This is a genomic window from Haloferax mediterranei ATCC 33500 (assembly GCF_000306765.2).
In the GTDB taxonomy this organism is placed as follows: domain Archaea; phylum Halobacteriota; class Halobacteria; order Halobacteriales; family Haloferacaceae; genus Haloferax; species Haloferax mediterranei.
This window is the reverse complement of sequence record NC_017941.2, coordinates 2,924,548-2,948,884: the sequence shown is the minus strand read 5'-3', so window position 1 is coordinate 2,948,884 and position 24,337 is coordinate 2,924,548. Positions and strand designations below refer to the sequence as shown.

Genomic DNA, 24,337 nt, shown 5'->3' with positions numbered 1-24,337 from the left:
CGTGTATACCCCTTCGTTTCAAGTGGAATAGTCGCCAACGTCGGCCAGTACAGGGCGTGAAGCCGGTAATACTCGGCTTCTCCGCCTCGCACCGAAGAAGGCGATTCCAGATGATGCAAAGGAAACAAACGAATAGTTGGTACAAAAAGCTTACTTCTCCGACTCGCTCGACGCTCAATACCCGAAACTGGAGTGGACAGGACCATTTCGACACGAGCGAGCGAAAATCATCGAATTCGGGTGTGTCGAGTTGAGTAGGATATAGTGGTCGAGAGATATTGGGGGTGAGTCGGTGAGGCAGAAAAAAGGTCGAAGTTAGTCGAAGTAGAGTGAGTCGGAGGTCAGGCCCGTGGGAGTGACCACAGCGTGTCTATAGTAGCGTTTGTAAGTCATTGGATACTCGATCGACCGGTGTGTGATTGGATGTGTCACCAGTTGCAAACGCTACTATAGTACAGTGGGTCGAAGAGACCACCAAAAGAAAGCAGTATCAAACCGGAAGTGGGTGCAGACACCACCCGGAAGTCGTTCGACCTGAAGCCGGGGGTGGTGGTTTGGGTATGTATCTGACACGAACGTAGGGTCCGTACGTGCATTCGATTTCAAGATGTGCGCGTCGACGAAAAACGAGAACTTGCAGTCGTATCGGGCGGCTGAGATCGACTTCTGGTCGAATCGAGTGAGATTCGAGTGGGGTGAAACGTTTATCTAGACTCGAATTAGGCCCGGACCCATGTCGAACTGAGCTCGAATTGGACCCGAAACGTGATAATACCGGTGGGCCGATGCGAAAAATCGGTTGGGGCCACCCCTCTGTTTCGTGTGGAAACGGGTAAAACAGTAATCTGCAGAAATCGGCGGGTAGAATCAGTTTGGACGTCGATTAACCCCCTCGTTTCCTGTGCAATTAAGTGGTGGATCTCCAGTTCGACGGGAAGCCCCTGGTTCTCGGATACCCCACACCCCTTTGTTTCGGGTGGAGACGCAAAACGGGAGGGAGGGGGGTCTCGGCGGTCTTTAGAACACGGTGGTTTTATTACTGATATCGTTGTACCGTATCCGTACTGGGGAAAATGTGGTTGTTATAGCGGTTGTAGAAGATAGAATTAACACCCGGCTGCCGTCTAGCGGTCACCCCCCACCCACCCCTTCGAGCCGTTCCACCTGAAACGAAGGGGTGGGGGTGTGCCCTCCCGACTGTTTCATCTCCGTGGGAGGGTCTCTCACGAGTTACTCTGGAGACGACTCACTCGTGGAGACGTGCCACCGACTTCTAACTGGGAGCTATCGACGAACAGCGTCAGGAGAAAAAGAAGGAGGAAAGGTGAGACGAAACAGACCGGCTCCCCCTCAGATAAATTCACTCGAGTTGACAGTCAGGACTGCTTCGTGTGCACGCACACGAAAACAAGAATATTGGAAGCCAACGAATTACCATCTCGAGTGCGATGACAGGCAGTAAAAGACGATAGACCCGTGAATATGGTCCGTTCGAGTGGAAATGGGGGCCTTCTTCGGTTTCTGTCGTTCTGTCTGGAACGTGACTGGTGTCTGACGTAGTGCTTAAGTGAGTCCGGTTGGGTGATACCTCCATACGCCCTCCACGACGTGGTCGGGAGGTGCGGGAGGCCCAGGATGGGACTGCTTACAGATCTCAGAGACAGCATCTCACGAGTCGTTGACCGGCTCTTTTCGGAGAGCGAGCCGAAGCGGATCGGTATTTATGGCCCGCCCAACGCCGGGAAGACGACTCTCGCAAATCGTATCGCCCGTGACTGGACCGGTGACGCAATCGGTCCCGAGAGCCACATCCCTCACGAAACTCGCCGCGCGCGGCGGAAGGAGAACGTCGAAATCGAGCGGAATGGCAAGAAAGTCACAATCGACATCGTCGACACGCCGGGTGTCACGACGAAGGTCGACTACAAAGAGTTCCTCGAACACGACATGGAGAAAGACGACGCCGTCCGTCGGTCCCGCGAGGCGACCGAAGGCGTCGCGGAAGCCATGCACTGGCTCCGCGAGGACGTTGACGGTGTCGTCTACGTGCTCGACAGTACGAAAGACCCGATTTCGCAGGTCAACACGATGCTCATCGGTATCATCGAGAGTCAGGACCTGCCCGTGCTCATCTTCGCGAACAAGATCGACCTCGAAGATTCGAACGTCGAACGCATCGCGAACGCGTACCCACAGCACGAGACAGTCGAACTTTCGGCACTCGAGGGAGAGAACATGGACGAAGTGTACGCGAAGATAGCGGAGTACTTCGGGTGATTCTCTATGCCTGAAGCAACGGCGTCCGACAACGGTTCCGACGGGGTTCAGATAGACCTCTTCAGCGGGAATCGAATGGCCAATCTCGCCAGCATGGAGAAGATACGGCTTATCCTCGATGGCGTCCGCGACGGGAATATCGTCATTCTCGAAGAGGGACTTTCGCCGGACGAGGAGTCGAAGCTCATCGAGGTGACGATGGCCGAAATCAGCCCCGACGAGTTCAACGGCATCGAAATCGAGACGTATCCGCGTTCGCAGACCGCAGACCAGAGCTTCCTCGACCGACTTATGGGTCGGCAATCGACGCAGAAGCTCACGGTTATCGGTCCCGCGAACCAGATTCAGACGCTCCACAAAGACGAGAATCTCATCAGCGCGCTCGTCTCACGAAAGTAGGGGGTCTCACGAACACCATCACGCGCCATCCGGCGCCAACAGCTACCAATGCCACATCAATGCACGACGTGCGGTAAGGTGTTCCCCGACGGCTCGAAGGAGATGCTCTCGGGGTGCCCGAACTGCGGCGGCAACAAGTTTCAGTTCGAGCCCGCATCCAGCGCTGACGGACCTGCGGGCGGCAGTGACAACACTCGTACGACGGGCGGTGCCGGAACGCGGGACTTGACATCCTCGGCAGCCGACGCCGTTCGTGACCGAGCAGAACAGAACCAGTCTCGACCCGGAAGCGGCGATGACGATTCGATGACCGTCAGCGACTGGGTGAGTTCCGGAACGACTGACAAGTCTACAGGGCAGCCAGAGCAGTCCAAAGGGTCGGCGGGGCAGTCTACTGGACCTTCGGACACCGCTCGAACGTCTTCCACTGAGTCGAAAAACACCACCGAGTCGAAAAACACTCGGGAGACATCGAACGCGCCGAAGACCGAACCGAAGCGAGGATGGGGAGAGTGGCCCGCCGCTCCCGATGACTCGGAATCTGCCGATTCTCCTCGTCAAGAGACGCGGAAACAGCCGGCTCCGGACTCGACTGGTGAGCAAGGGCGCGCACCCGGGAACCGCCAGCCCGGACGAATTAACGCCCGAGAGACCGACGAAGACAACTCACAGAAGAGCGCCCGAAGCGATGTCGTCACGCCGGAAGAGCTCGCGGCCGCCGATGCGGATCGGCACGAGTCAACCCAACAGGAACCGGGTGAGCCGACTCCACGGACCCCAAGCGAATCCACCCAGACGCCGAACGAGGCCGCACCACGGTCACCGAACGAGGCCACACCAACTGAGCGGCCATCGGGTGACGGACCGAAAGACGCACCGGCAGATGTCGACGGGACGGTCATCGAACCGTCCTCCGACGACCAACCGAACCTCGACCAACTCCGCGAAGAACTCAACGACCAGTTCGAGAGCATCAAAATCGTCAATCCCGGCCAGTACGAACTCAATCTTATGGAACTGTACGACCGCGACGAGTACATCATCTCGCTCCGCGAAGACGGTCGGTACGTCATCGAGGTCCCCGACTCGTGGGGTCCCGGTGAGCGCGAAGACTGAGTCCCTTCCTGACCCCGTCGTTTCCGGTGGAACATCCCTCGTGACCGTCGGGTTCGGCCGTCGAACTGGCACAATCATTATATACGATAGTTGAGAGTATATCCTCTTGGGAAGCGCTATGTCCAAATCGTACAACGAAAAGGTCGCTGAGTGGGCGTCGCTCCTCGAGGCGTCGCTCCCGTCTGCGCGGCCAGACGACCCTGACCTCGACACCGCCGATAGCGCGAGGTAACAACCGTCATCGCGGCTTTCATCGGCGGACTCCTTTACTTTCACCGTACTCTGCGAACCCTTATCGGCGAGGGCGCGCAATCGACACCGATGTCGGCCTCCGAGGACGTTGCGTACGTAGACCATCCGAAACTCGTCCCGTCGTTCATTGAGCGGCGACTCTACCAGATTCGACTCGCAGGTGCCGCGCGCGACGACCACACGCTTGTTTGTCTTCCGACCGGGCTTGGAAAGACGACAGTCAGTCTCTTGGTCACCGCCGAACGATTACACGAAATCGGCGGGAAGTCGTTGTTTCTCGCGCCGACGAAACCGCTCGTCCAGCAGCACGCGGACTTCTACCGCGAAGCGCTGAACATTCCGGACGACGAAATCGTCGTCTTCACCGGCGACGTTCGGCCCGACGACCGTGCCGCGCTCTGGGACGATGCCCAGATAATCATCGCAACCCCACAGGTCATCGAAAACGACCTCATCGGCAACCGAATCTCGCTCCGAGACGTGACACACCTTACCTTCGACGAGTGCCACCGCGCGAGTGGCGACTACGCCTACGTCTATATCGCCGAGCGATACCACGCTGACGCGGCAGACCCGCTCGTGACGGGCATGAGTGCGTCGCCCGGAGGCGACGAGGAGGCTATCCTCGAAGTGTGTGAGAACCTCGGTATCGCCGATGTGGAGGTGATGACGGAAGAGGACGCGGACGTCGCCGAGTACACCCACGACACGGACGTGGAGTGGAACCGAATCCAACTTCCCGACGAGATTCTGGAGATTCGCGACGCCCTCAACGAGGTCATCAAAGACCGACTGGAGAAACTCAAGCATTTGGGCGTTGCGAGTTCCACGAAACCCGACGTTTCCCAGAAGGACCTCAATCGGATGCGCGCGGAACTCCAACGGCTGATGAACGCCGACAAGTCCGAGGGCTACAAGGGCATGTCCACGCACGCGGAGGTGATGAAACTCCGTCGGGCGGTCGAACTCGTCGAGACGCAGTCCGTCGAGTCGGTCCGGCGATACTTCGAGCGCCAGCGCAACGCGGCCCGTTCGTCGGGGGCGTCGAAGGCGAGTCAGCGACTCGTCGCGGAGCCGAAAGTCCGCGAAGCGATGCGGAAAGCCGAGTCGTTCGATGGTCTCCACCCGAAGTTCAGAAAGACGCGAATCCTCCTCGCCGAGACGCTCGGCATTCACGACGGAGAACGCGTCATCGTGTTTACGGAGTCGCGTGACACGGCCGAGGCGCTCACTGAGTTCCTCTCGGAGAGCTTCTCCGTCCGCCGGTTCGTCGGACAGGGCGACCGCGAGGGTTCCGACGGGATGTCCCAGAAAGAACAACAGGAGACGCTCGACAAGTTCCGAGGCGGCGAGTTCGAGGTTCTCGTCTCCACGTCGGTCGCCGAGGAGGGACTGGACGTACCGGAAGTCGACCTCGTGCTCTTCTTCGAACCCGTTCCGACGGCCATTCGGTCCATCCAGCGGAAGGGCCGAACCGGCCGACAGGCGGACGGGCGGGTTGTCGTCCTCCTCGCCGAAGACACGCGCGACGAAGCTTACTTCTGGATATCGCGTCGGCGCGAGAAGACGATGAAAAAGGAACTCCGCGAACTCAAGGGTGCTGCGGCCGAGATTGAAGCCGAACTCGACCACTCACAGCGCGACCTCGACGAGTTCGCGGGAGACGGTTCCACCGGAAATGAAGGGGTCGATGGTGATGGACTGGCTGACGATGGGGTGTCGGAAGCACCCACATCGTCCGCCGAGACGGCCACCGAATCGGCTTCCACGACTACCACTGCCGCGAACGCGACGGACGGGCAGTCGGGGATTTCCGATTTCGGTCCCTCTGACGAACAGTTAGCGCGCGCGGAACCGGACGGTGAGTCCGCTGACGTCGATGCCGACGCTGACGCTGATGGCAGTGAAACGGACGACGACGCTGATGGCAGTGAAACGGACGACGACGCTGATGGCAGTGAAACGGCCGACGACCCGGTGACTGAATCCGAAAAAGCGGGCACCATTGCGAAGGCCGGAACCGAAGGCGAGGAGAGCGTCGAAATCGTCGTCGACCAGCGAGAACTCGACTCCCACATCGCCCGCACGCTCTCGAAGCGCGACGACTTGACGACGCGACTGGAGACGCTCGCTGTCGGCGACTACATCCTCTCGGACCGGGTTGCAGTCGAGCGAAAGAGCATTTCCGACTTCCTCGACACGCTCACGGGCGGTGACCGCTCGCTGTTCGGGCAAATCGCCGACCTCACCCGTCACTACGCCCGTCCACTTCTCATCATCGAGGGGCATGGCCTCTACGAAGAACGGAACATCCACCCTGGTGCGATTCGGGGCGCACTCTCGTCTGTCGCCGTCGACTTCGGCGTGAGCGTCCTCTTTACCGAAGACGAAGACGATACCGCGGAGATGCTTGCGACCATCGCAACCCGCGAGCAGACCGACCGCGAACGAACCGTGAGCGTCCACGGCGGTAAGAGCGCGAAGACGCTCGACGAACAACAGGAATACGTCGTCTCCGCCATCGCCGACATCGGTCCCGTGACGGCACGCACCTTACTCGAAGCCTTCGGCAGCGTCGAAGCCGTCATGACGGCCAACGAAGACGACCTTCGTGAGGTCCGCGGCGTCGGGAAAGTCACCGCCGAACGAATCCGCGAAGTCATCGGTTCGGAGTACCGCTGACGACTACTGACGGCCCAAGTACGGTTCGAGTCGCCTGAGTCCGGTTCCGACTATTTCAGGGAACGACGGTCATCGGAACGCTCTCCGCCCGGAAAACCGTCTCGGCGGCGCTTCCGAAGATGGCTCGATCGACCACGCGTTTTTCGTGATGACCCATAACCACGTGGTCATAGCCGTTTCGGCTGACCGTGTCAAGAATCTCTTTGCCGACGCGGCTGGCGGTCCAGACATCTTCCCTGATGGTCGTTAGTTCCGGTTCGTTTGGGATGTCTGCGGAGTCGAGTCTGTCGCGAGCGTCGCTGAGGATAGCCTCTGTCGCGTCGGTCTCTTTATTCGTAAAGTGGACGACGTGGAGGTGACCCCCCATCCCGACTGCCATCTCGATGGCGAAGTCGAGGGCGCGCTTGCTCGCGTCCGTGCCGTCGATGGGGATGAGAATGTCCATACAAGTGAGAGGGTCTGCGGGGTCGTAAGTTCTAGTGGCGTTCGGTGTACCGGTGGACCCGGTTATCGGTCGAGCGCGGCGATTGCTTCGGCCGCTTCCCGCGCAGCGGCGAGATATTCGGTGGCCTGCCGCGGGTCATCCGTCGACTCAGCCTGTTCTGCAGCCCACGTTAGCGTTCGAACGAGTGACTCACGCACGCTCGCCACGTCATCGTCAACATCGCGCGGCATGTACTCGTCCGTCGCCCGCGCAGTGCGTGCAGAGGACGACACACGACTGTTCGCAGGTTCGGAACTGTTCGCAGGTTCGGAACTGTTCGCAGACCCAGTTTCCTCCGGTCCGTGGTCTGCTTGGATGTCCGACGTTGCAGCAGCGGTGTCGTGGGTGCTCGGTGTCTCCGCTGCTTCACCCGCTTCCGAGACGTTCGGTGCTTCTGCACCTGACTCGGGGACGTTCCTGGCGTCCTGCCCTGTGCTCTCTGCCTTCTGGTCCGCGTTCTCGGCCACCTTGTCCTCGGTCTGACACGTAGGGCAGAACACTTGCCCCTCGTAGCGGAACAGCGGGTCACCACACTGGTCGCAGTGTTTGTTCGTCATCGTCGCACCCTGCAGAAGCAACTCGCTCATCCGCTGTGTCGAGCGACGCTTCGCCTCGTCTCGCTCGTACTTCTCCCGAAGCCGTTGACGTTCTTTCTCCTTGTCGAAGTCGCTCATGTCCATTTGGACGCGACGTATGTCGAAAAACCCCACGGCGTCGTCGAGAGCGGGCCGAGTGGACGCCGTTCCCCGCCCAAATTCGTCAATTGTCGAATAGAAAATCGACAGACAGCGCTGCGGTGCCCGTTCCGAAACGTTTACTCGGAATCCACAGCGTCATTAATGTGGTATGACGAAAGTTAGCGTGATTGGTGCGGCCGGCACGGTCGGCGCCGCGGCTGGGTATAACCTCGCGCTTCGTGACGTCTGCGACGAACTCGTGTTCGTAGACATCCCGAAGATGGAAGACAAGACAGTCGGACAGGCGGCCGACACGAACCACGGCATCGCCTACGACTCGAACACGGTCGTCAAACAGGGTGGCTACGAGGACACGGCCGGGTCCGACGTCGTCGTCATCACGGCGGGTATCCCGCGACAGCCGGGTCAGACCCGTATCGACCTCGCAGGCGACAACGCTCCCATCATGGACGACATCGGCTCGTCCCTCGCGGAGTACAACGACGACTTCGTTTCCATCACGACATCCAACCCGGTTGACCTGCTCAACCGTCACCTGTACGAGACGGGCGACCGCGACCGCCACAAAGTCATCGGCTTCGGTGGCCGCCTCGACTCCGCACGCTTCCGCTACGTCCTGAGCCAGCGCTTCGACGCGCCGGTCAAGAACGTCGAAGCGACCATCCTCGGCGAGCACGGCGACGCGCAGGTCCCCGTCTTCTCGAAGGTCCGCGTCGACGGTACGGACCCCGACTTTTCCGACGACGAGAAAGACGAGATTCTCGGCGACCTCAAGGAGTCCGCCATGGACGTTATCGAGCGCAAGGGCGCGACCCAGTGGGGTCCGGCGACCGGCGTTGCTCACATGGTCGAGGCCGTCCTGCACGACACCGGCGAAGTGCTCCCCGGTTCGCTCGTCCTCGACGGCGAGTTCGGCTACGAGGACACCTCCTTCGGCGTCCCCGTCAAACTCGGCTCGAACGGCATCGAAGAGGTCGTCGAATGGGACCTCGACGACTACGAGGCCGACCTCATGGACGACGCCGCCGAGAAGCTCCGCGACCAGTACGACAAAATCGCGTAAGCCGGTCTCTCCGACGACGAGAACGCGGAAACCGGTCCACCCGGTTCGACACTGACTTTTTGGCCCACGCTGGCCGACCCACCGCACCACGCTGACACACGCGTGTCTCTGTCACTCTCAACCTTCAGCGTCGCCGTTTCAGCTGTCAGAGTCGCCGTCCCAACCTTCAGAGTCGCCGTCCCAACCTTCAGAGTCGCCGTTTCAGCTCTTCCGCAGTCTTCTCGCCGACGCCAGGAACGTCGGTCAAATCAGCAACCGACGCCTCGCGCACTCCTTCGACGCTGCCGAACCGCGTGAGGAGCGCCCGTCGCGTTTTCGGTCCCACACCGGGCACGTCGTCGAGGACGGTCTTCACCTCGTCGCGGAGTGTCTGATGGTACTGGACGGCGAACCGGTGGGCTTCGTCGCGGACGCGCTGGAGGACGTGGAGGTGCGGGGCATCGTCCGGCCAGTCGAAGGTCCGGTCGGGCGTGACGACCAACTCGCGGTCCTTGGCGATGCCGACCGCCGGAACGTCCCAGCCCGTCTCTTCGAGCGCGTCGAGCGCAGCGTTTAGCTGTCCTTTTCCGCCGTCGATGAGGAGCACGTCGGGGTCCGGGCGGTCGTCGCGGCCTTCGAGCGCGCGGGTCGCCCGCCAGCGGACGAGTTCGCGCATATTCGCGTAGTCGTCGTTTCGCTCGGGGAGTCGCCGCCGACGGTAATCTGCCGTCTCGGCGCTCCCGTCGACGAGGCACACGTCGCTCCCGACGACCGACGTTCCCTGTGCGTGACTCACGTCGAAGCCTTCGATTCGGGAGACGCGGCGCACATCGAGGTCCAGTTCGCGAGCGAGCGTCGCCAAGCCGTCGTCGCGACCGGCACGACGGCGGGCGTTCTTCAACGCGAGTTCGACTAACTTCGCTTCGCGGCCCGCACCCGGAACGCGGACGCTCACGCCCTCGGATTCGAGCCACGCCACTACGTCTTCGTCGTCGGGATGCTCCGAGAGAACGACGCCGTCGGGAAGTTCGCGTTCCGCGTAGAACTGCGCGAGAAACGCCGAGAGGACCGCGGCAGTCCGGTCTTCGCCCTCCGGCGCGTCGAGGTTGTGGCGCGTCCGGTCGACCAGTTGGCCGCGTTCGGCGTGGAGCCGGGCGACAGTTGCCGAGTCCCCACGGAGCGAGACGCCGAGCACGTCGATGGCTCGCTCGTCGGACTGCGAAGAGACGGCATCCTCGCCCGCGCCGTGGAACGATTCGACGACTTCGAGTCGGTCACGAAGGTTGGCGGCGCGTTCGAACTCGTTTTCCTGCGCGGCGGCCTCCATCTCCCGTCGGAGGGGGTCGGCGAGCACGCCCGTTTCGCCCTCGAAGAATCGGACTGCGGATTCGACATCTTCCAGATAGGCGTCTTCCGCGATTTCGCCGGTACAGGGTGCCGTACACAGTCCCATCTCATAGTCGAGACACGGCCGGGAGCGATTTGCGTACTTGTGGTCCGAACAGCCGCGGAGGCCGTACGTCTCGCGGATGGCTTTTATGACGGTCTCGACGCGGCCTTTGTCGGTGTAGGGTCCGAACACCGTCGCGGAGTCGTCGGGGTCACGCGTGACTTCGATTCGCGGAACTGGGTGGTTCGTCAGTTGGACGAGCGGGTAGGATTTGTCGTCCTTGAGGCGGACGTTGTAGCGCGGTTGGTGCCGCTTGATGAGGTTCGCTTCGAGGAGGAGCGCCTGCGTCTCGGTGTCGGTGACGGCGAAGTCGATGTGTTCCGCACGGTCGACCATCCGGGAGATGCGCTCCGAACGCGGGTCGGCGTAGGACCTGACGCGAGCGCGGATGTCGACCGCCTTGCCGACGTAGAGAACCGTCTCACCGGCGACGAACTGGTACACGCCGGGGTCGGACGGAAGTGTGCTGGCTCGTTCACTGACCGCACCTGCGTCCATCTGCGGTGACTTACCACGCAAACGGCTTCAGGTTGACGCGTCGCTTTCGGCGACGTCGAGACAACCATTTGGGGTGACCCCCCGAGACAACCATTTGGGGTGCCATCCGAGATGACCACCCGGTGTGACCATCATTGTAATCTCGTGTGTGAGAATGACCATAAGCGGAACTCGTCCGCCAGTATTGTGTTGACATTATCGTGTTTGATAATTATCACGAAACTTACTCGTATGTGGGTTCGGAACGTGGGTTCAAATGACACTCCAAATCTTTACTCGCCTCCGGTCGTGGTTCGGCAATAAGACCCCGTTACCTGACGGCGGTACTGTCGCTGCCACCGCTACTTCCTCCAATACACCGGATTTGAACGTCGACGACGATGTGCTCCTCGACGGCATCGGCCTCCCCGCGTTCGTTCTCGATGGACAGGGCCGTGTCGCGGCGTGGAACTCGGGCGTCGAGGTACTCACTGGAACGACCGCCGAAGCGGCGCTCGGACGACGAGACCTCGGTGAGCTCTTCTACGGCGACTCGACGGCTACTGTACTTGCAGACCGGGTGCTCGACAATCCCCAAGACGCGGCCGAACTCGACGGCATCGAACTGGATGACGCGAATCGGATGCTCTACGCCGCCGAAGAGACGTTCACCGACGCCAGCGGCGAGGACTGCCATGCCCGACATACCGCGATGCCGCTCTACGAAGACGGAACGCTCGTCGGCGTTTTGCAGACCGCTCGTAACCGGACGACCGAGGTAGAACGCCACCGCGAGGTCGCCGACCTCGTCTCTGAAATCCAAGAGACACTGACGCAGTTGAGTCGCGGGCATCTGGACGCGCGGGCAACTGTCGATGAAAGCGACGTCATGGACGAGCAGCTTCTCGTCGTCGTCGACGCGGTCAACGAAACCGCGCGCAACCTCTCGACACTGGCCTCGAACGTCGAAGACGAAACGGAGACGGCGACGACCGCCGTCACCCGCGCCGCATCGGCCGCCGACAACATCGCCCAGAACATCGAAGAACAGCGTGACCTCCTCGACGAAGGTGCGACGCAGATGCAGCAGTTCAGCGCAACGATGGAGGAAGTCGCGGCGACCGCCGACGAGGTCGACACGGCGGCCAAAGAAGCCCGGGCGGCGACTGCCGAGGGGCGTGAGGCAAACAGCGAGGCGCGCGAAGCCACGGAGAGCGTCGTCACGATGGGCGACGAACTCGTCAACCGGGTAACCGAACTCGGCGACCGCATGGACGACATCGAGGCCGTCGTCGAGATTATTTCGGATGTCGCAGAGCAGACGAACCTGCTCGCGCTCAACGCGAATATCGAGGCTGCACGCGCCGGGCAGGACGGCGACGGGTTCGCAGTCGTCGCAGAAGAGGTCAAATCGCTCGCTGACGAGACGCGACAGCACACGGAGGATATCACGGCACAAATCGAGGATATCCAGTCGCAAACCGATGAGGCGGTTCACGCGGCGACCGAGTCAAACGACCGTATCGAGCACGCGGACGAAAGCATCACCGAGATGCTCGAAGCGTTCGAGGAAATCGCTTCGTCCATCGACGTGGCCGCCGACGGCGTCGCCGAGGTTTCGCGCGCCACCGACGAGCAGGCCGAGGCCGTCGAAGAACTGACGGCAACTATCGAGGACGTACGCGACCGAACCGTCGACACCGAAGGCGCGGTCGACAGCATCGTCGCGGCCACAGACGAGAGTACGCAGGCGCTCTCGGCGCTCGCAATGGAAGTCGAGGAGTTGTCCGGAAGCAACGCCTGAAGCGACTCACGCAACTCCTGCGAGTAGCTTGCCGACTGCGTACGCGACGGTCGCCGCAGCCATTCCGACGACGAACATCTCGCCGCCGTTTGCGACCCACGAGCGGTTCGTGACGAGACTGCGACTCGCGCCCACGAGGAAGAACGCCGCGCCGGTGACGGCGATTGCGGTCGGAAACAGCGGTTCGAGGCGGAACACGTACGGTAAAAGCGGTGCCCAGCCGGCGATGATGAACGCGAGAAACGTCGCAACGGCGGTTTTGACCGGTGTCTTCCCGTCAGTTCGGACGCGACTGATTCCAACTGCGTCGTGGTAGTCCTCTTCCGAGCGCTCTGAGAGGTAGTTGCTCATCCCCATCGAGAAGCCGTCGGCGAACAGATTTGCGAACCCGAGGATGATGACGATACCCGGACTCAGCGCCGCACCCGCGACACCGGAAACGACGGCGAAGGTCGTGATGATACCGTCGTTCGCGCCGTAGATTATCTCCGGAAGGTAGCGGCCTGACGACTGCACGTCGTCGCCGAGCAACGTCTCCAACATGACGTTGGACTACGCTGTCCGGACGAATAAAGCGCCGGGCGAGGTAGGTGGGTAATCTGCTGTGAAGATGTCACCGAAAGATGCGGCACGCGTAAGGGAAGGCCGTTCGAATCACGGCCCATGAGCGACACTGACGACACCACCCAACTCTGGTTGGTAGAGCGTTCTTACGACGACCGGGACCTCATCGTACTCATCTACGCGACGACCGACGGCGCGTACGAACTCAGAAAGGAACTGGCTGCGGCCGTGATGCACCAACGCCGGATGGTCACGACGGCCGCCATCGAAGAACCGACAGCGAACCTCGAACCGGTCACGGACGACGACCTGCGTGAGCGGTACGCCGCCGAAGCAACGAAGATGGCCGACTCGCACGACCCCGACGACGAAGTCTGAGTTTCGACTTGAACGCCCTCAACGACGAGGTTCGAGCCAGAGACGGAGCGCCGAAAACCGCCCGACTCAAACGGTTTGACAACGACGATTTCGGTGTCGATTTCGGGGGTCATATTATCGCCGCTGATTTCTGCACCTAAAACCCTTTAACCCAGTGCGACGCAGGCCCGCCCATGGCCGCTATCGAACTGAACGGGGTGACGAAACGATTCGAAGATGACGAGGGAGTATTCGAGACACTCCAGTTGTCTTCGACTCCGGACGTTACCGCCGTCAACGACCTCTCGTTTTCCGTTTCGGAGGGAGAGGTGTTCGGGTTCCTCGGTCCTAACGGAGCCGGAAAGTCGACGACGATAAACATGCTTCTCGACTTCGTGCGCCCGACGAGCGGGACCATCCGCGTGCTCGGACACGACGCACAGGCCGAGAGCGTGGCCGTCCGCCGACGAACCGGTGTTCTTCCCGAGGGATACGACGTGTACGACCGACTCACTGGCCGCGAACACCTCGAATTCGCCATCGAGTCGAAAGAAGCCGACGACGACCCCGACGAACTGCTCTCCCGTGTCGGTCTCGACCCGGAGGCAGCAAACCGCCGTGCGGGCGGTTACTCGAAAGGGATGACCCAGCGCCTCGCGCTCGCGATGGCGCTCGCCGGAAGCCCCGACCTGCTTATCCTCGACGAACCGTCGTCGGGACTCGACCCCGCTGGCGCGCGCGAGATGCGCGAAATCGTTCGAACCGAGGCCGAACGCGGTGCAACAGTATTCTTCTCCAGCCACGTGCTCGGACAGGTCGAAGCGGTCTGTGACCGCGTCGGCATCATGCGCAACGGCGAACTCATCGCCGAAGACAGTATCCGAGGACTCCGTAGCCGAATCGAGACTGACTCCGTTCTCCGACTCGACGTCGACGGCAACGCAGACCTCGCGGCGGTTCGCGCCCTCGACGGCGTCTCGTCGGTCGAATCTGACGGTGAGCGACTCGTCGTCTCGTGTACCGACGACGCGAAGACACGCGTCATCGAAGCCATCGAATCGAACGGTGCCACGGTGGCCGACTTCGAGACCGACACGGCATCGCTGGAGGACATCTTCATCACCTACACCGAAGACAAGTCTTCGGAGGTGACAGCATGACGGTCGAGTCCGTCGCGCGCAAGGACTTCCGCGACGCCCTTCGCTCGCGGTGGCTTATCGGTCTCACGCTGTTTTTCGCCCTGCTCATCGGCGGGTCGACGGTGCTGTTCTACGGCGTCCTCCTGAAGGGTGCCGGCGCGAACTCCGAGGCACTGTTTGGCCTGACGACCGCGCCGGGCGGTATCTTTAGCTTCTCCTTTGCTGGCATGCTCGGATTCGTTCTCGCGCTCATCGCGCTCGTGACCGCCCACGGGTCGCTTATCGACGAGCGCGAGTCGGGAACCATCAAGCTCCTGCTCTCACTGCCGAACTCCCGCCGCGACGTGGTGTTCGGAAAGCTCGTCGGCCGGACGCTCGTGGTCCTCGTCTCGATGCTCGTCGGATTCATCATCGCCATGTTCGCGATGCTGTTCACGGGCGGACAGGTCATGTTCGCGTCTTACGCCGGGCAGGTAGCCCTCTCGGGACTCCTCGCTACGTCGTTCGTCTCCATCGGCATCTGGCTCTCGGCGACGTCGACGACCCCGAGACAGGCGCTGTTCGGGACTTTCGGCCTGTACTTCATCTTCGCCGTCCTCTGGTCGACGGTGGCGACCGGCATCCCGCAGGTCATCAACTGGGCCATCAAAAAAGTCGGTCTCACCGCGTTGAGCGCGCCGCAAATCGTCGAGATGCGCCTGTTCATCAAGTACCTGAACCCACTTCGGGCCTACGAGACACTGGTTGCCCAGTTGTACGGACCGGCCGTGCCTGCCCGCCTGTTCAAAGCCGGACTCGGTGAACGGCTGACCATCCAGCCGGTCTTTCAGGAGTCGCTTCCGTTCTACTTCTCCGGGTGGTTCATCCTCGCAATCCTTCTGGCGTGGATTGTCGTCCCGCCGATTCTCGGCTACCTGTCGTTCCGTAAGGCCGACCTCTGAGGCGATTTCGACCCGAAATTCCTCTTCTCGTCGTCTTTCGCTCTCACTCCGGTGGGTACGAAACGCCGTACTCCGCGAGCAGTTCCTCGAACTCGGCTTCGGTGAGCGTCGGCACGTCGTTTTCGTCGGCGTCGTCGCGCTTCGACTGACCGGGATTCTCGCCGATGACGAGGTAGTCGGTGTTACCCGAGACCGACCCCGTGACGTTGCCGCCGTGTGACTCCACGAGTTCGCTGACGGCGCTTCTGCTCACTGCGAGCGACCCGGTGACGACGAACGTCAGCCCGGCGAGTTCGTCGCCGCCAGTTTCGACGGGTTCCGGTTCGACGCCGTGGTCGAGCAGCGAGCGAATCACGGCGCGGTTGTTTTTGTTCTCGAAGAAGTCGCGGACGCGACGCGCGACCGTTTCGCCCACGTCGGCGACGGTCGTCAGCCGAGATTCGAACTCGTCGAAGTCGGACGCGGAAACGTCCTCACCGATGGGGAATCCGTCTATCGACCCGAACTCCCGGGCGAGGGCACGAGCGGTCGCTTCGCCGACTTCGGGGATACTCAGGCCGACGAGGAACGAATCGAGCGACGGCACTTTCGACGACTCGATGGCATCGACGAGATTCTGGGCGCTCGTCTCGCCCCATCTCTCCAACTCGGTGAGGTCCGAAACCGTGAGGTCGTACAGGTCGGCAACAGTCTCGACGAGTCCCGCCTCGACGAGTTGGGACACGCGCTCTTCACCGAGTCCGTCGATATCCATCGCGCCTTTGATGGCGAAGTGGCCGATGGATGCCTCGCGCTGGGCGGGACACGAGAGGCCGCCGGAACAGAACGCGAGCGGGCCGTCGCGGTCGACTTGACTCCCACAGACTGGGCACTCATCGGGGAAGTCGTAGCTTCCGCCGGCATCCTCGACGACTTCGACGACCTGCGGAATCACGTCTCCGGCGCGCTTGATGCGGACGCGGTCGTCGACGGCGACGCCGAGTTCGTCGATTTCATCCGGGTTGTGGAGCGTCGCCCGTGAGACGGTCACGCCGCCAACGTCGACCGGGTCGAGAATCGCAACGGGTGTCAATCGCCCAGTTCGACCGACTTGGACGACGATATCACGGATTGTCGTCACCTCGTGGCGCGCCGGGAACTTATAAGCGAACGCCCAGCGGACCGACCGGCTCTTGGTACCGAGCTCGTCCCGCGCCGCCCGCGAGTCCACCTTGATGACGGTTCCGTCTATCTCGTAATCGAGGTCGTCGCGGGCGTCCTGCATCCGATTTCGGTAGTCGACTGCACCCTCTACGTCTTCGACGCGCTCGATTCGGTCGGCGACGCGGAGACCCCAGTCTCGGAGGTGGTCTAGCGACTCCCACTGGCTGTCGGGCGTGGCGCTCGACCCGAGAATATCGTAGAAGAATACGGCCAGCGGTCGGTCGGCAACGACCGAGGGGTCGAGGTTTCGGAGCGTTCCGGCCGCCGCGTTTCGTGGGTTGGCGAAGGGGTCTTCACCGGCTTCGACCCGTCTGGCGTTGAGGTCGCTAAAATCCGGTTTCGGCATGTAGACTTCGCCGCGGACGGCCAGTTGGTCGGGGTAGTCGCCGCGGAGCGAGAGCGGAACCGTCGGAATCGTCTTCACCTGCGCGCTCACGTCGTCGCCGCGCTGGCCGTCGCCGCGTGTGGCGGCGCGGACGAACGCGCCGTCTTCGTAGACGATTTCGATAGAGAGACCGTCGAACTTGGGTTCGCAGACGTAGGCTACGTCGCCGACTTCGCGGCGGACGCGCTCGTCGAACTCACGGAGGTCGGCCGCGTCGGTGCTCTGGTCGATAGAGAGCATGGGCGCGACGTGTTCGACCGTCTCCAGCGCCTCGATGGGTTCGCCGCCGACGCGACTCGTCGGACTGTTCGTCGTATCGAGGTCGAAGGTGCCTTCGAGCGCGACGAGTCGGGAGAAGAGCGCGTCGTAGGCCGCGTCGGAGATGAGTGGCTCGGCCTCGACGTAGTATCGGTGGTCGTGTTCGCGGATGGCCTCACGAAGGAGTTCCGCTTGCGACTCGGCCTCCTCGCGAGAGAGCGTTTCGGCGTCTTCGAAGTCGGTCGGCGGGTCGCGGAGATAGGGGTTCGACTCGGCGTCGACGTCGGCGCTGGTCATTGTTAGTGTGGTCGAACTGGCCGGGGGTAAACACACCGACCGGGGGCAGGTACCGACCCAATGTACCTCGTGTCAGCACTCGCACCAACGGCATCCTTTGCGGAGACCCGCGAACCTTATCAGGGGAGAGCGTGAGGTCGAACCATGGCAGAGGACTTCCTCCTCTTGAACCCCGGTCCGGTACCGGTCACCGACGAAGTGCTCGACTCGATGTCCGAGCCAATGGTGTCTCACCGGTCGGCCGACTTCGAAGCGGTGTACGAGCGTGCACAGAACGCTCTGGACTACATCTTCACCAACTCGACGCGCTCCGGAGCGTCTACCGCCGAGGAGGGAACGTCTCTCATCTTCAACGGAACCGCGACGATGGGCATGGAAGCCGCCGTCGCCAACCTCGTCGGAGACGGCGGGAACGTCGTCTCGCTCGTCAACGGGAAGTTCGGTCGTCGGTTCGCCCGCATCGCGGACCGCTACGCCGACGTGACCCGCGTCGAAGTCGAGTGGGGCGAGTCCATCCCCGTTGACGCCGTCGAGGAAGCCGTCACCGACGACACCGACGTGGTCACGATGGTCCACAACGAGACCTCGACGGGTCTCCTCAATCCCGCGGAAGCGGTCGGCGAAGTCGCTAAGGCCCACGACGCCACCTTCGTGGTCGACGGCGTCACGTCCATCGGCGGCGACGAGTTCAAAATCGACGACTGGAACGTCGACATCGCCATCACCGACTCCCAGAAGGCGCTCGCCGCGCCGCCGGGGGTCAGCGCGATGTACGTCACAGAGCGCGTGAAAGACCGAATCGACGGTGAGGCCGCGCCGTTCTACGAGGACCTCGACTGGCACCTCCGGAAGGCCGAACAGCACCAGACGCCCTTTACGAGTGCCGTCCCGCTCTTTCGAGCGCTCGCCGTCGCGGTCGAAGACATCGCCGAAGAGACGATGCCGACGCGTATCGAGCGTCACCGCCAGCAGTCCGCCGCGTTCCGCGCGGGCTTTCAGGCGATGGGTCTCGAACTCTTCGCCAACCCGGAGGGTGAGACGGAACTCTCGAACACGCTCACCGCGGTTTCGCTCCCCGAAGAAGTGTACGGCGACGACGCCGACGAGTTCTTCGACGGCGTGACCGAACGGAACGTCAGCATCTCCGGCGGGCAGGCCCACCTCGGCGGGCAAATCTTCCGCGTCTCGAACATGGGTGGACTCGAACCCGAACACATCGTGCGCGGGGTCCGAACTGTGGGCGAGGCGATGGCCGACGCGGGCGTCGATGTCGATGTCGAGGCTGGCGTCGAAGCCGCGGAAGCCGAACTCGCCGAAGAATAGTCGCGATACGAAACGGTACTCAGGTTTTATTTTTGCTGAACCCGCCGACGCGTAGCGACAGTTGACAAGGCTGCCGCCGCCTCAATGACTATCGAGGACGAGCGCAGTCAGTGAGTGATTGTGTAGTGGGAGTGGTGGTGTGGTTGTGTAGTGGGTAATTGTGAGTGCGGGGTTGTTGGGAGTGGTGAGTGCGGGATTGTTGGGAATGGGGAGTGTGTGAGTAGCGGCGACTGCTGCGTTAGCGACGGTTGACGACCATCTCGACGGTACCCTCGGGGCGGAGGGTAATCGAGGGGTCGAATTCGAGTTCGTGGGTCGGGTCGACGGTCCACGACTGCGCAATCGTCGCGAGTGCGAGGCGCGCTTCGAGGAGCGCGAACCGGTCACCGATACAGCGGCGCGGACCGCCACCGAACGGGAAGTACGCGAACTTCGGCAGGTCGCGCTTGAACTCCTTCGTCCACCGACTCGGGCGGAACTCGAGCGGGTCGTCGTAGAACCGGGGGTCGCGGTGGATGACCCACTGCTGGGCCGACACCGTCTGACCCGGTTCGATGTCGTAGCCGCCGATGGTATCGGGTTCGGCGGCTTCGCGGACGAGTTCCCAGACGGGCGGGTAGATGCGCATCCCCTCAGTGATGACCTGCTCGGTGTACGTCATGTCGTCGAGGTCGGTGAACGTGGGACTGTCGCCGTCGAGGACGCTGTCGAGTTCGTCGCGGAGGGTGTCAGCCTGCTCGGGATTGGTGCCGAGGAGGTGGAGCGTGTAGGTAAGCGCGAGCGCCGTCGTCTCGTGGCCGGCGAGCAGGATGGTGACCAACTCGTCTCGAATCTGCTTGTCCGGAAGCGGGTTGCCGTCGTCGTCGCGGAAGGTCAACAGAAGCGAGACGATGTCGTTCGACTCGGGATCGAGTTCGCCCTCCCTGTGCTCCTCGACGATGCGGCCGACGACCTCGGTGAGGTCTTCGAGCGCCTGCTTGTACCGGCGGTTGCGCGGGGTCGGGACCCACTGCGGCACGTCGACGGGGCGACGCATCGAAGTCGACGAGTAGTCCATGACGGTTTCGAGCGCGTCACCGACGGCCGATTCCTCTTCGCGGATGTCCACGTCGAAGAGCGTCTTGGCGGCGATTTCGACCGTGAGGCTCATCATGTCCTCGTGGATGTCCCGCGTCTCGCCGTCCTCCCACGACGACAGCATCCGTTCCGTGTACTCGACCATTATCTCGCTGTACCGCTTGAGCATCTGCGGGAAGAACGCCGGCTGCATCAGGTGGCGCTGCTGCCGCCAGAACTCGCCTTCGCTGGTGAGAAGACCTTCGCCGAGCACCGTCCCGAGCGAATCCTGGAAGAGTTCGCCCTTGATGTACCGCTGGTTCTCCTGAACGAGGACGTGTTCGGCGAGTTCGGGGTCGCTCACCTGATAGAACGAAATACCGCCGATGTCGTATTCGGCGACCGGACCGTGTTCACGGGCGACATCGGTGATGAACTCGAGCGGGTCGTCCGCGTACTGGAACGTGTTCTGTACCACTGGCACGCCAGACGGGCCTGGGGGTTGTTCGCGGCGTTTCTGCGGTGCTTCTGACATACTTATTGGTACGGGCTACTCCCGAATGGGGTTGCTGCCGATGCCCGCCGGCCCTTTATATAGTGGCTACCTAAGTTGGGTCAGTACTCTCGATTCCACCTTGCGGAGATGTTCGGAGACGGTACTCGGCGAACACTCGAGTTCGGTGGCGAGTTCTTCGATAGAAATCTGCCGCGGAATGTCGTAGTAACCGCTTTCGACGGCGGTTTCGAGGACCTCTCGCTGGCGGTGGGTGAGCTCGGCGCGCACGCCATTTCGCACCGGTTCGTAGTCCGAAAGTCCCTCGACGCAGAAGGCGTCCGTGAAGGATTCCGGCAGTGACGAGACGGCACCGGTGAGCTGTGTGTGATTCCCGAGGACGTTGACGACGACGCCATCGTGGGTGAGTCGAATCGGGGTGTCGAGTAACAGGTCGTGTTCGTCGACGAGTTCGAGCAACCGTCGCACGTCATCGTTGGGGACGAGGTGGACGTGGCACACGACGCCACCATCGGAAGTTTCCCCAACGTCGAAATCGACGATATCGGGGTGTTCATCGAGTCGAGACTCGATATCCGGTGGTGCGTTCTCGAGAATACACAGCTCGACGACAGTTCCGTCGGGCCGGAGACGGAGGTCGCGCAACTCGCCGCACGGCCGCTGGCCATCGACGGTAAACAGGTCGTAGGGGCTCCCGAACGGGTTTTCTTCGTTGTCGAAGTGAGCCCGGAGACACTTCATATAACTGCACTCATGCGCGCGAGCGTATGCAATTTACTGTCCGGAAATAGACAATGTCCTGAATAAACTCTCATAATGTGTGTTATTTTTAAATACATTCTATTCAGGTGACAATGTTCCAAATACGCTCTCGATTCGGCTGAAATCCTGACGTGGGCAACGCTTGCCGTAACTGACGGTTATTCATCTGTACAGAATTATGCACCACGTACATGACCAGAGGTTTCCGCACTCGCGGTCTCCACGCCGGGCAGGACCCCGACCCGGCGACAGGGGCCCGCGCCCCGCCACTCTACCAGACTACGTCGTACGTCTTCGAGGACGCAGACCACGCCGCGGACCTGTACGCCCTCGAAGCCGATGGTGACGTGTACTCCCGTATCTCGAACCCGACGACTCGTATCCTCGAACACCGACTCGCCGCCCTCGAAGCGGGTGTCGATGCGGTTGCCACCGCCTCGGGAATGGCCGCTATCGACGCTATCACGACCGTTCTCGCGTCCGTCGGCGACAACGTCGTGCTCTCCGAAGACATGTACGGCGGGACGGCCTCGTACTTCTCGAAGACGACTCCTCGGCGCGGTATCGAGGCCCGGACCGTCGAAACGCTGGATATCGACGCCTACGCCGACGCCATCGACGGGGACACCGCGTTCGTCCACGTCGAGACGGTGGCGAATCCGTCGCTCAAGACGCCGGATTTCGAAGCCATCGCCGAAGTCGCCCACGACAACCGTGTTCCGCTCGTCGTAGACAACACGTTCGCGACACCCGCGCTTTGTCGACCCATCGAACACGGTGCTGACATCGTCTGGGAGTCCACGACGAAGTGGCTCCACGGGTCCGGCACGACTATCGGCGGCGTCGTCGTCGACGGCGGGACCTTCCCGTGGGACGCGGCCGACTACGACGAACTCTCCGGGTCGAACCCGGCGTTCGGCGTCGATTTCGTCGAGCGATTCGGCGAGCGCGCCTTCGCGGAGGCCGTCCGCCAGCGTGCAGTTCGGAGTACCGGTAGTTGCCAGTCTCCCTTCGATGCGTGGCAGACGCTCCAAGGCGTCGAAACCCTCGCGCTCCGAATGGAAGCCCACTGCGAGAACGCCCGTCGGGTTGCGGAGTTCCTTCGGGACCGCGAGGGCGTCGCGTGGGTCACCTACCCCGGATTCGAGGACCACGAGACGCACGACCTCGCGTCGCGGTATTTGGAGGGTGGATACGCGGGCATGCTCACGTTCGGTCTCGACGGCGAGGACGACGAGGCAGCCTACGGAGCCGCAAAGACCGTCTGCGAGTCGGTCGACCTCGTGAGCTTCCTCGCCAATATCGGCGACGCGAAGACGGTCCTCATTCACCCGGCATCGACGACCCACGCCCAGCTCTCGATTGACGAACAGCGCGCTGCGGGTGTCGCACCCGACATGCTCCGCCTCTCGGTCGGTATCGAGGACGCCGACGACATCATCGCCGACCTCGACCAGGCAATCGAGTGCGCACTGAACCAGCAGGCGCAGGATGGGGTTGTGGACGATGGTGCGGCGGACGACGAAGGGGAGGACCAATGAGTCGAACACGGACGCCAGTTGGGCGACAGGTCGAATCGGGAGTTATCGACCTCGGCGAACACCAGTTCGAGTCGGGCGAATACATTCCTAATCTGCACGTGGCCTACGAGGCCTACGGCGAGTTCACGGGCGAAAACGCGGTCGTCGTCTGCCACGGTCTCACCGGCAGCCAACACGTCGCGGGCCACGGAACCGAATCGGGCGTCTCCGGACAGGCACGCGCGTGGTGGTCCGACATCGTCGGGCCGGGCAAGGCCATCGACACGAACGAGTACTACGTCGTCTGCGTGAACGTTCCGGGGTCGTGTTACGGTACCAGCGGCCCGGCGAGCGAGGGTCCCGACGGCGAACCGTGGGGGACGGACTTCCCGCCAGTCACCGTCACGGATTGGACCCACGCCCAGCGGCGACTGCTCGACTCCCTCGGCGTCGGCCGACTCCACGCCGTCGTCGGCGGGTCAGTCGGCGGGATGAACGCCCTCGATTGGGCCGTCCAGTATCCCGACGACGTAGAGCGCATCGTCGTCGTCGCGTCCGCGGCGCGCCTCGACCCGCAGTGTCTCGGTCTCGATGCTGTCGCTCGGCGCGCCATCACGACCGACCCGAACTGGAACGGCGGCGACTACTACGGCGAGGACCGCCCGTCGCCCGACGCGGGCCTCGGACTCGCCCGGCAAATCGGCCACCTGATGTACCTCTCGAAGGACTCGATGGACAGGAAGTTCGGCCGGCGGTCTGCGGGACGCGGCGGCCGCGGCGACGCCTACCCGGCGGACTCGGCCGCGGCGTTCTTCCCCTACCGCGAGGTCGAGTCGTACCTCGACTACCAGGCCGAGAAGTTCACGGAGCGGTTCGACGCTAACTCGTATCTCTACCTCACGCGAGCCATGGACGACTTCGACCTCTCGGAAGGGTACGAGTCGGACGCTGCTGCGCTTGCCGCGTACGAAGGCGAGGCACTCCTCGTCTCGTTCACCGGCGACTGGCATTTCACGACCGAACAGTCAGAGGCGCTAGCAGGTGAATTCCGGCGTGTCGGTGTCCCGGTCGCGCACCACATTATCGAGTCCGACCACGGCCACGACGCCTTCCTCGTCGAACCCGAGAAGGTCGGCCCGCCGCTCGAAGACTTCGTCGCCGAAGGCGTCGCGGGTCGGGCCGTGACTGACACAGCGACTGATGGCGGCGAATCCGAGTTAGAGGCGGATTTCGCGCCGGTTCATTCGTCACTGTTCAGTCGGTAACCGACGGGAGACACGGTGAGGGGTGCACAATCCCGACTGCAGCCGAGAGCCATGCGTGCCACACAATCCCAG

Annotated in this window: 19 protein-coding genes; 12 read left to right on the top strand and 7 right to left on the bottom strand. The window is 62.2% G+C overall.

Features of this window, described 5'->3' with window-relative positions; genetic code table 11:
• Positions 1 to 1,635 precede the first annotated feature (1,635 nt).
• The 4 genes from HFX_RS14875 to HFX_RS14860 all read left to right on the top strand — a co-directional run bounded on the left by HFX_RS14875 (position 1,636) and on the right by HFX_RS14860 (position 6,726).
• Positions 1,636 to 2,277: an Era-like GTP-binding protein gene (locus HFX_RS14875; protein ID WP_004058835.1), complete on the top strand. Its 642-nt coding sequence runs from the start codon at positions 1,636 to 1,638 to the stop codon at positions 2,275 to 2,277.
• A gap of 6 nt (positions 2,278 to 2,283) precedes the next feature.
• Positions 2,284 to 2,676 (top strand): DUF2073 domain-containing protein, encoded by a 393-nt coding sequence (locus HFX_RS14870; RefSeq protein ID WP_004058836.1) that lies wholly within the window; start codon positions 2,284 to 2,286, stop codon positions 2,674 to 2,676.
• A 48-nt stretch (positions 2,677 to 2,724) separates the two neighbouring features.
• The gene (locus HFX_RS14865; RefSeq protein ID WP_081603720.1) at positions 2,725 to 3,792 is read left to right on the top strand and encodes an OapC/ArvC family zinc-ribbon domain-containing protein; all 1,068 of its coding nucleotides are present in this window, start codon (positions 2,725 to 2,727) and stop codon (positions 3,790 to 3,792) included.
• Positions 3,793 to 4,113: 321 nt separating this feature from the next.
• Positions 4,114 to 6,726, top strand: a complete 2,613-nt coding sequence (locus tag HFX_RS14860) for a DEAD/DEAH box helicase (RefSeq protein ID WP_004058839.1) — start codon at positions 4,114 to 4,116, stop codon at positions 6,724 to 6,726.
• Between the two features lie 55 nt (positions 6,727 to 6,781).
• On the opposite strand, the gene HFX_RS14855 is transcribed toward HFX_RS14860, so the two are convergent.
• On the bottom strand, positions 6,782 to 7,171 hold the full coding sequence (locus tag HFX_RS14855) for a universal stress protein (protein ID WP_004058841.1): 390 nt from the start codon (positions 7,169 to 7,171) through the stop codon (positions 6,782 to 6,784).
• A 62-nt stretch (positions 7,172 to 7,233) separates the two neighbouring features.
• Positions 7,234 to 7,884 carry an Sjogren's syndrome/scleroderma autoantigen 1 family protein gene (locus HFX_RS14850; protein WP_179955351.1) on the bottom strand — a complete coding sequence of 217 codons (651 nt, stop codon included), beginning with the start codon at positions 7,882 to 7,884 and terminating at the stop codon, positions 7,234 to 7,236.
• Between the two features lie 172 nt (positions 7,885 to 8,056).
• Here HFX_RS14850 and mdh point away from each other — a divergent pair, with 172 nt between their 5' ends.
• On the top strand, positions 8,057 to 8,971 hold the full coding sequence (gene mdh, locus HFX_RS14845) for a malate dehydrogenase (protein WP_004058845.1): 915 nt from the start codon (positions 8,057 to 8,059) through the stop codon (positions 8,969 to 8,971).
• Between the two features lie 187 nt (positions 8,972 to 9,158).
• Here mdh and HFX_RS14840 read toward each other — a convergent pair whose 3' ends face one another.
• Positions 9,159 to 10,898, bottom strand: a complete 1,740-nt coding sequence (locus HFX_RS14840; RefSeq protein ID WP_004058847.1) for an excinuclease ABC subunit C — start codon at positions 10,896 to 10,898, stop codon at positions 9,159 to 9,161.
• 256 nt (positions 10,899 to 11,154) lie between these two features.
• On the opposite strand from HFX_RS14840, the gene HFX_RS14835 reads away from it, so the two are divergent.
• On the top strand, positions 11,155 to 12,681 hold the full coding sequence (locus tag HFX_RS14835; protein ID WP_049917455.1) for a methyl-accepting chemotaxis protein: 1,527 nt from the start codon (positions 11,155 to 11,157) through the stop codon (positions 12,679 to 12,681).
• A gap of 6 nt (positions 12,682 to 12,687) precedes the next feature.
• Here HFX_RS14835 and HFX_RS14830 read toward each other — a convergent pair whose 3' ends face one another.
• On the bottom strand, positions 12,688 to 13,224 hold the full coding sequence (locus tag HFX_RS14830) for a VIT1/CCC1 transporter family protein (RefSeq protein WP_004058851.1): 537 nt from the start codon (positions 13,222 to 13,224) through the stop codon (positions 12,688 to 12,690).
• Between the two features lie 120 nt (positions 13,225 to 13,344).
• Here HFX_RS14830 and HFX_RS14825 point away from each other — a divergent pair, with 120 nt between their 5' ends.
• The 3 genes from HFX_RS14825 (at position 13,345) to HFX_RS14815 (ending at position 15,682) form a co-directional block, all read left to right on the top strand.
• Complete coding sequence (locus HFX_RS14825; protein WP_004058852.1) at positions 13,345 to 13,623, top strand: hypothetical protein; 279 nt, start codon at positions 13,345 to 13,347, stop codon at positions 13,621 to 13,623.
• A gap of 173 nt (positions 13,624 to 13,796) precedes the next feature.
• Positions 13,797 to 14,762: an ABC transporter ATP-binding protein gene (locus tag HFX_RS14820; protein WP_004058863.1), complete on the top strand. Its 966-nt coding sequence runs from the start codon at positions 13,797 to 13,799 to the stop codon at positions 14,760 to 14,762.
• Positions 14,759 to 15,682: an ABC transporter permease gene (locus HFX_RS14815; RefSeq protein ID WP_004058866.1), complete on the top strand. Its 924-nt coding sequence runs from the start codon at positions 14,759 to 14,761 to the stop codon at positions 15,680 to 15,682. The genes HFX_RS14820 and HFX_RS14815 overlap by 4 nt, the downstream gene beginning before the upstream one ends.
• Positions 15,683 to 15,725: 43 nt before the next feature.
• On the opposite strand, the gene ligA is transcribed toward HFX_RS14815, so the two are convergent.
• Complete coding sequence (gene ligA, locus HFX_RS14810; RefSeq protein WP_004058868.1) at positions 15,726 to 17,825, bottom strand: NAD-dependent DNA ligase LigA; 2,100 nt, start codon at positions 17,823 to 17,825, stop codon at positions 15,726 to 15,728.
• 144 nt (positions 17,826 to 17,969) lie between these two features.
• Between ligA and HFX_RS14805 the strand changes: the two genes are divergently transcribed.
• Positions 17,970 to 19,148: a pyridoxal-phosphate-dependent aminotransferase family protein gene (locus tag HFX_RS14805; protein WP_004058877.1), complete on the top strand. Its 1,179-nt coding sequence runs from the start codon at positions 17,970 to 17,972 to the stop codon at positions 19,146 to 19,148.
• Between the two features lie 238 nt (positions 19,149 to 19,386).
• On the opposite strand, the gene HFX_RS14800 is transcribed toward HFX_RS14805, so the two are convergent.
• Together HFX_RS14800 and HFX_RS14795 are read right to left on the bottom strand one after the other, a co-directional pair.
• A complete protein-coding gene (locus HFX_RS14800) occupies positions 19,387 to 20,739 on the bottom strand; it encodes a cytochrome P450 (RefSeq protein ID WP_004058879.1) in 1,353 nt (450 codons plus the stop codon).
• Positions 20,740 to 20,805: 66 nt separating this feature from the next.
• Complete coding sequence (locus HFX_RS14795) at positions 20,806 to 21,459, bottom strand: helix-turn-helix domain-containing protein (protein WP_004058881.1); 654 nt, start codon at positions 21,457 to 21,459, stop codon at positions 20,806 to 20,808.
• A gap of 212 nt (positions 21,460 to 21,671) precedes the next feature.
• Between HFX_RS14795 and HFX_RS14790 the strand changes: the two genes are divergently transcribed.
• Both HFX_RS14790 and metX read left to right on the top strand, forming a co-directional pair.
• Positions 21,672 to 23,021 (top strand): O-acetylhomoserine aminocarboxypropyltransferase/cysteine synthase family protein, encoded by a 1,350-nt coding sequence (locus tag HFX_RS14790; protein WP_004058883.1) that lies wholly within the window; start codon positions 21,672 to 21,674, stop codon positions 23,019 to 23,021.
• Entirely contained in the window at positions 23,018 to 24,265 is a 1,248-nt protein-coding gene (metX, locus tag HFX_RS14785) for a homoserine O-acetyltransferase MetX (protein ID WP_004058886.1), read from the top strand. Before HFX_RS14790 ends, metX begins: the two co-directional genes overlap by 4 nt.
• Positions 24,266 to 24,337: the final 72 nt, after the last annotated feature.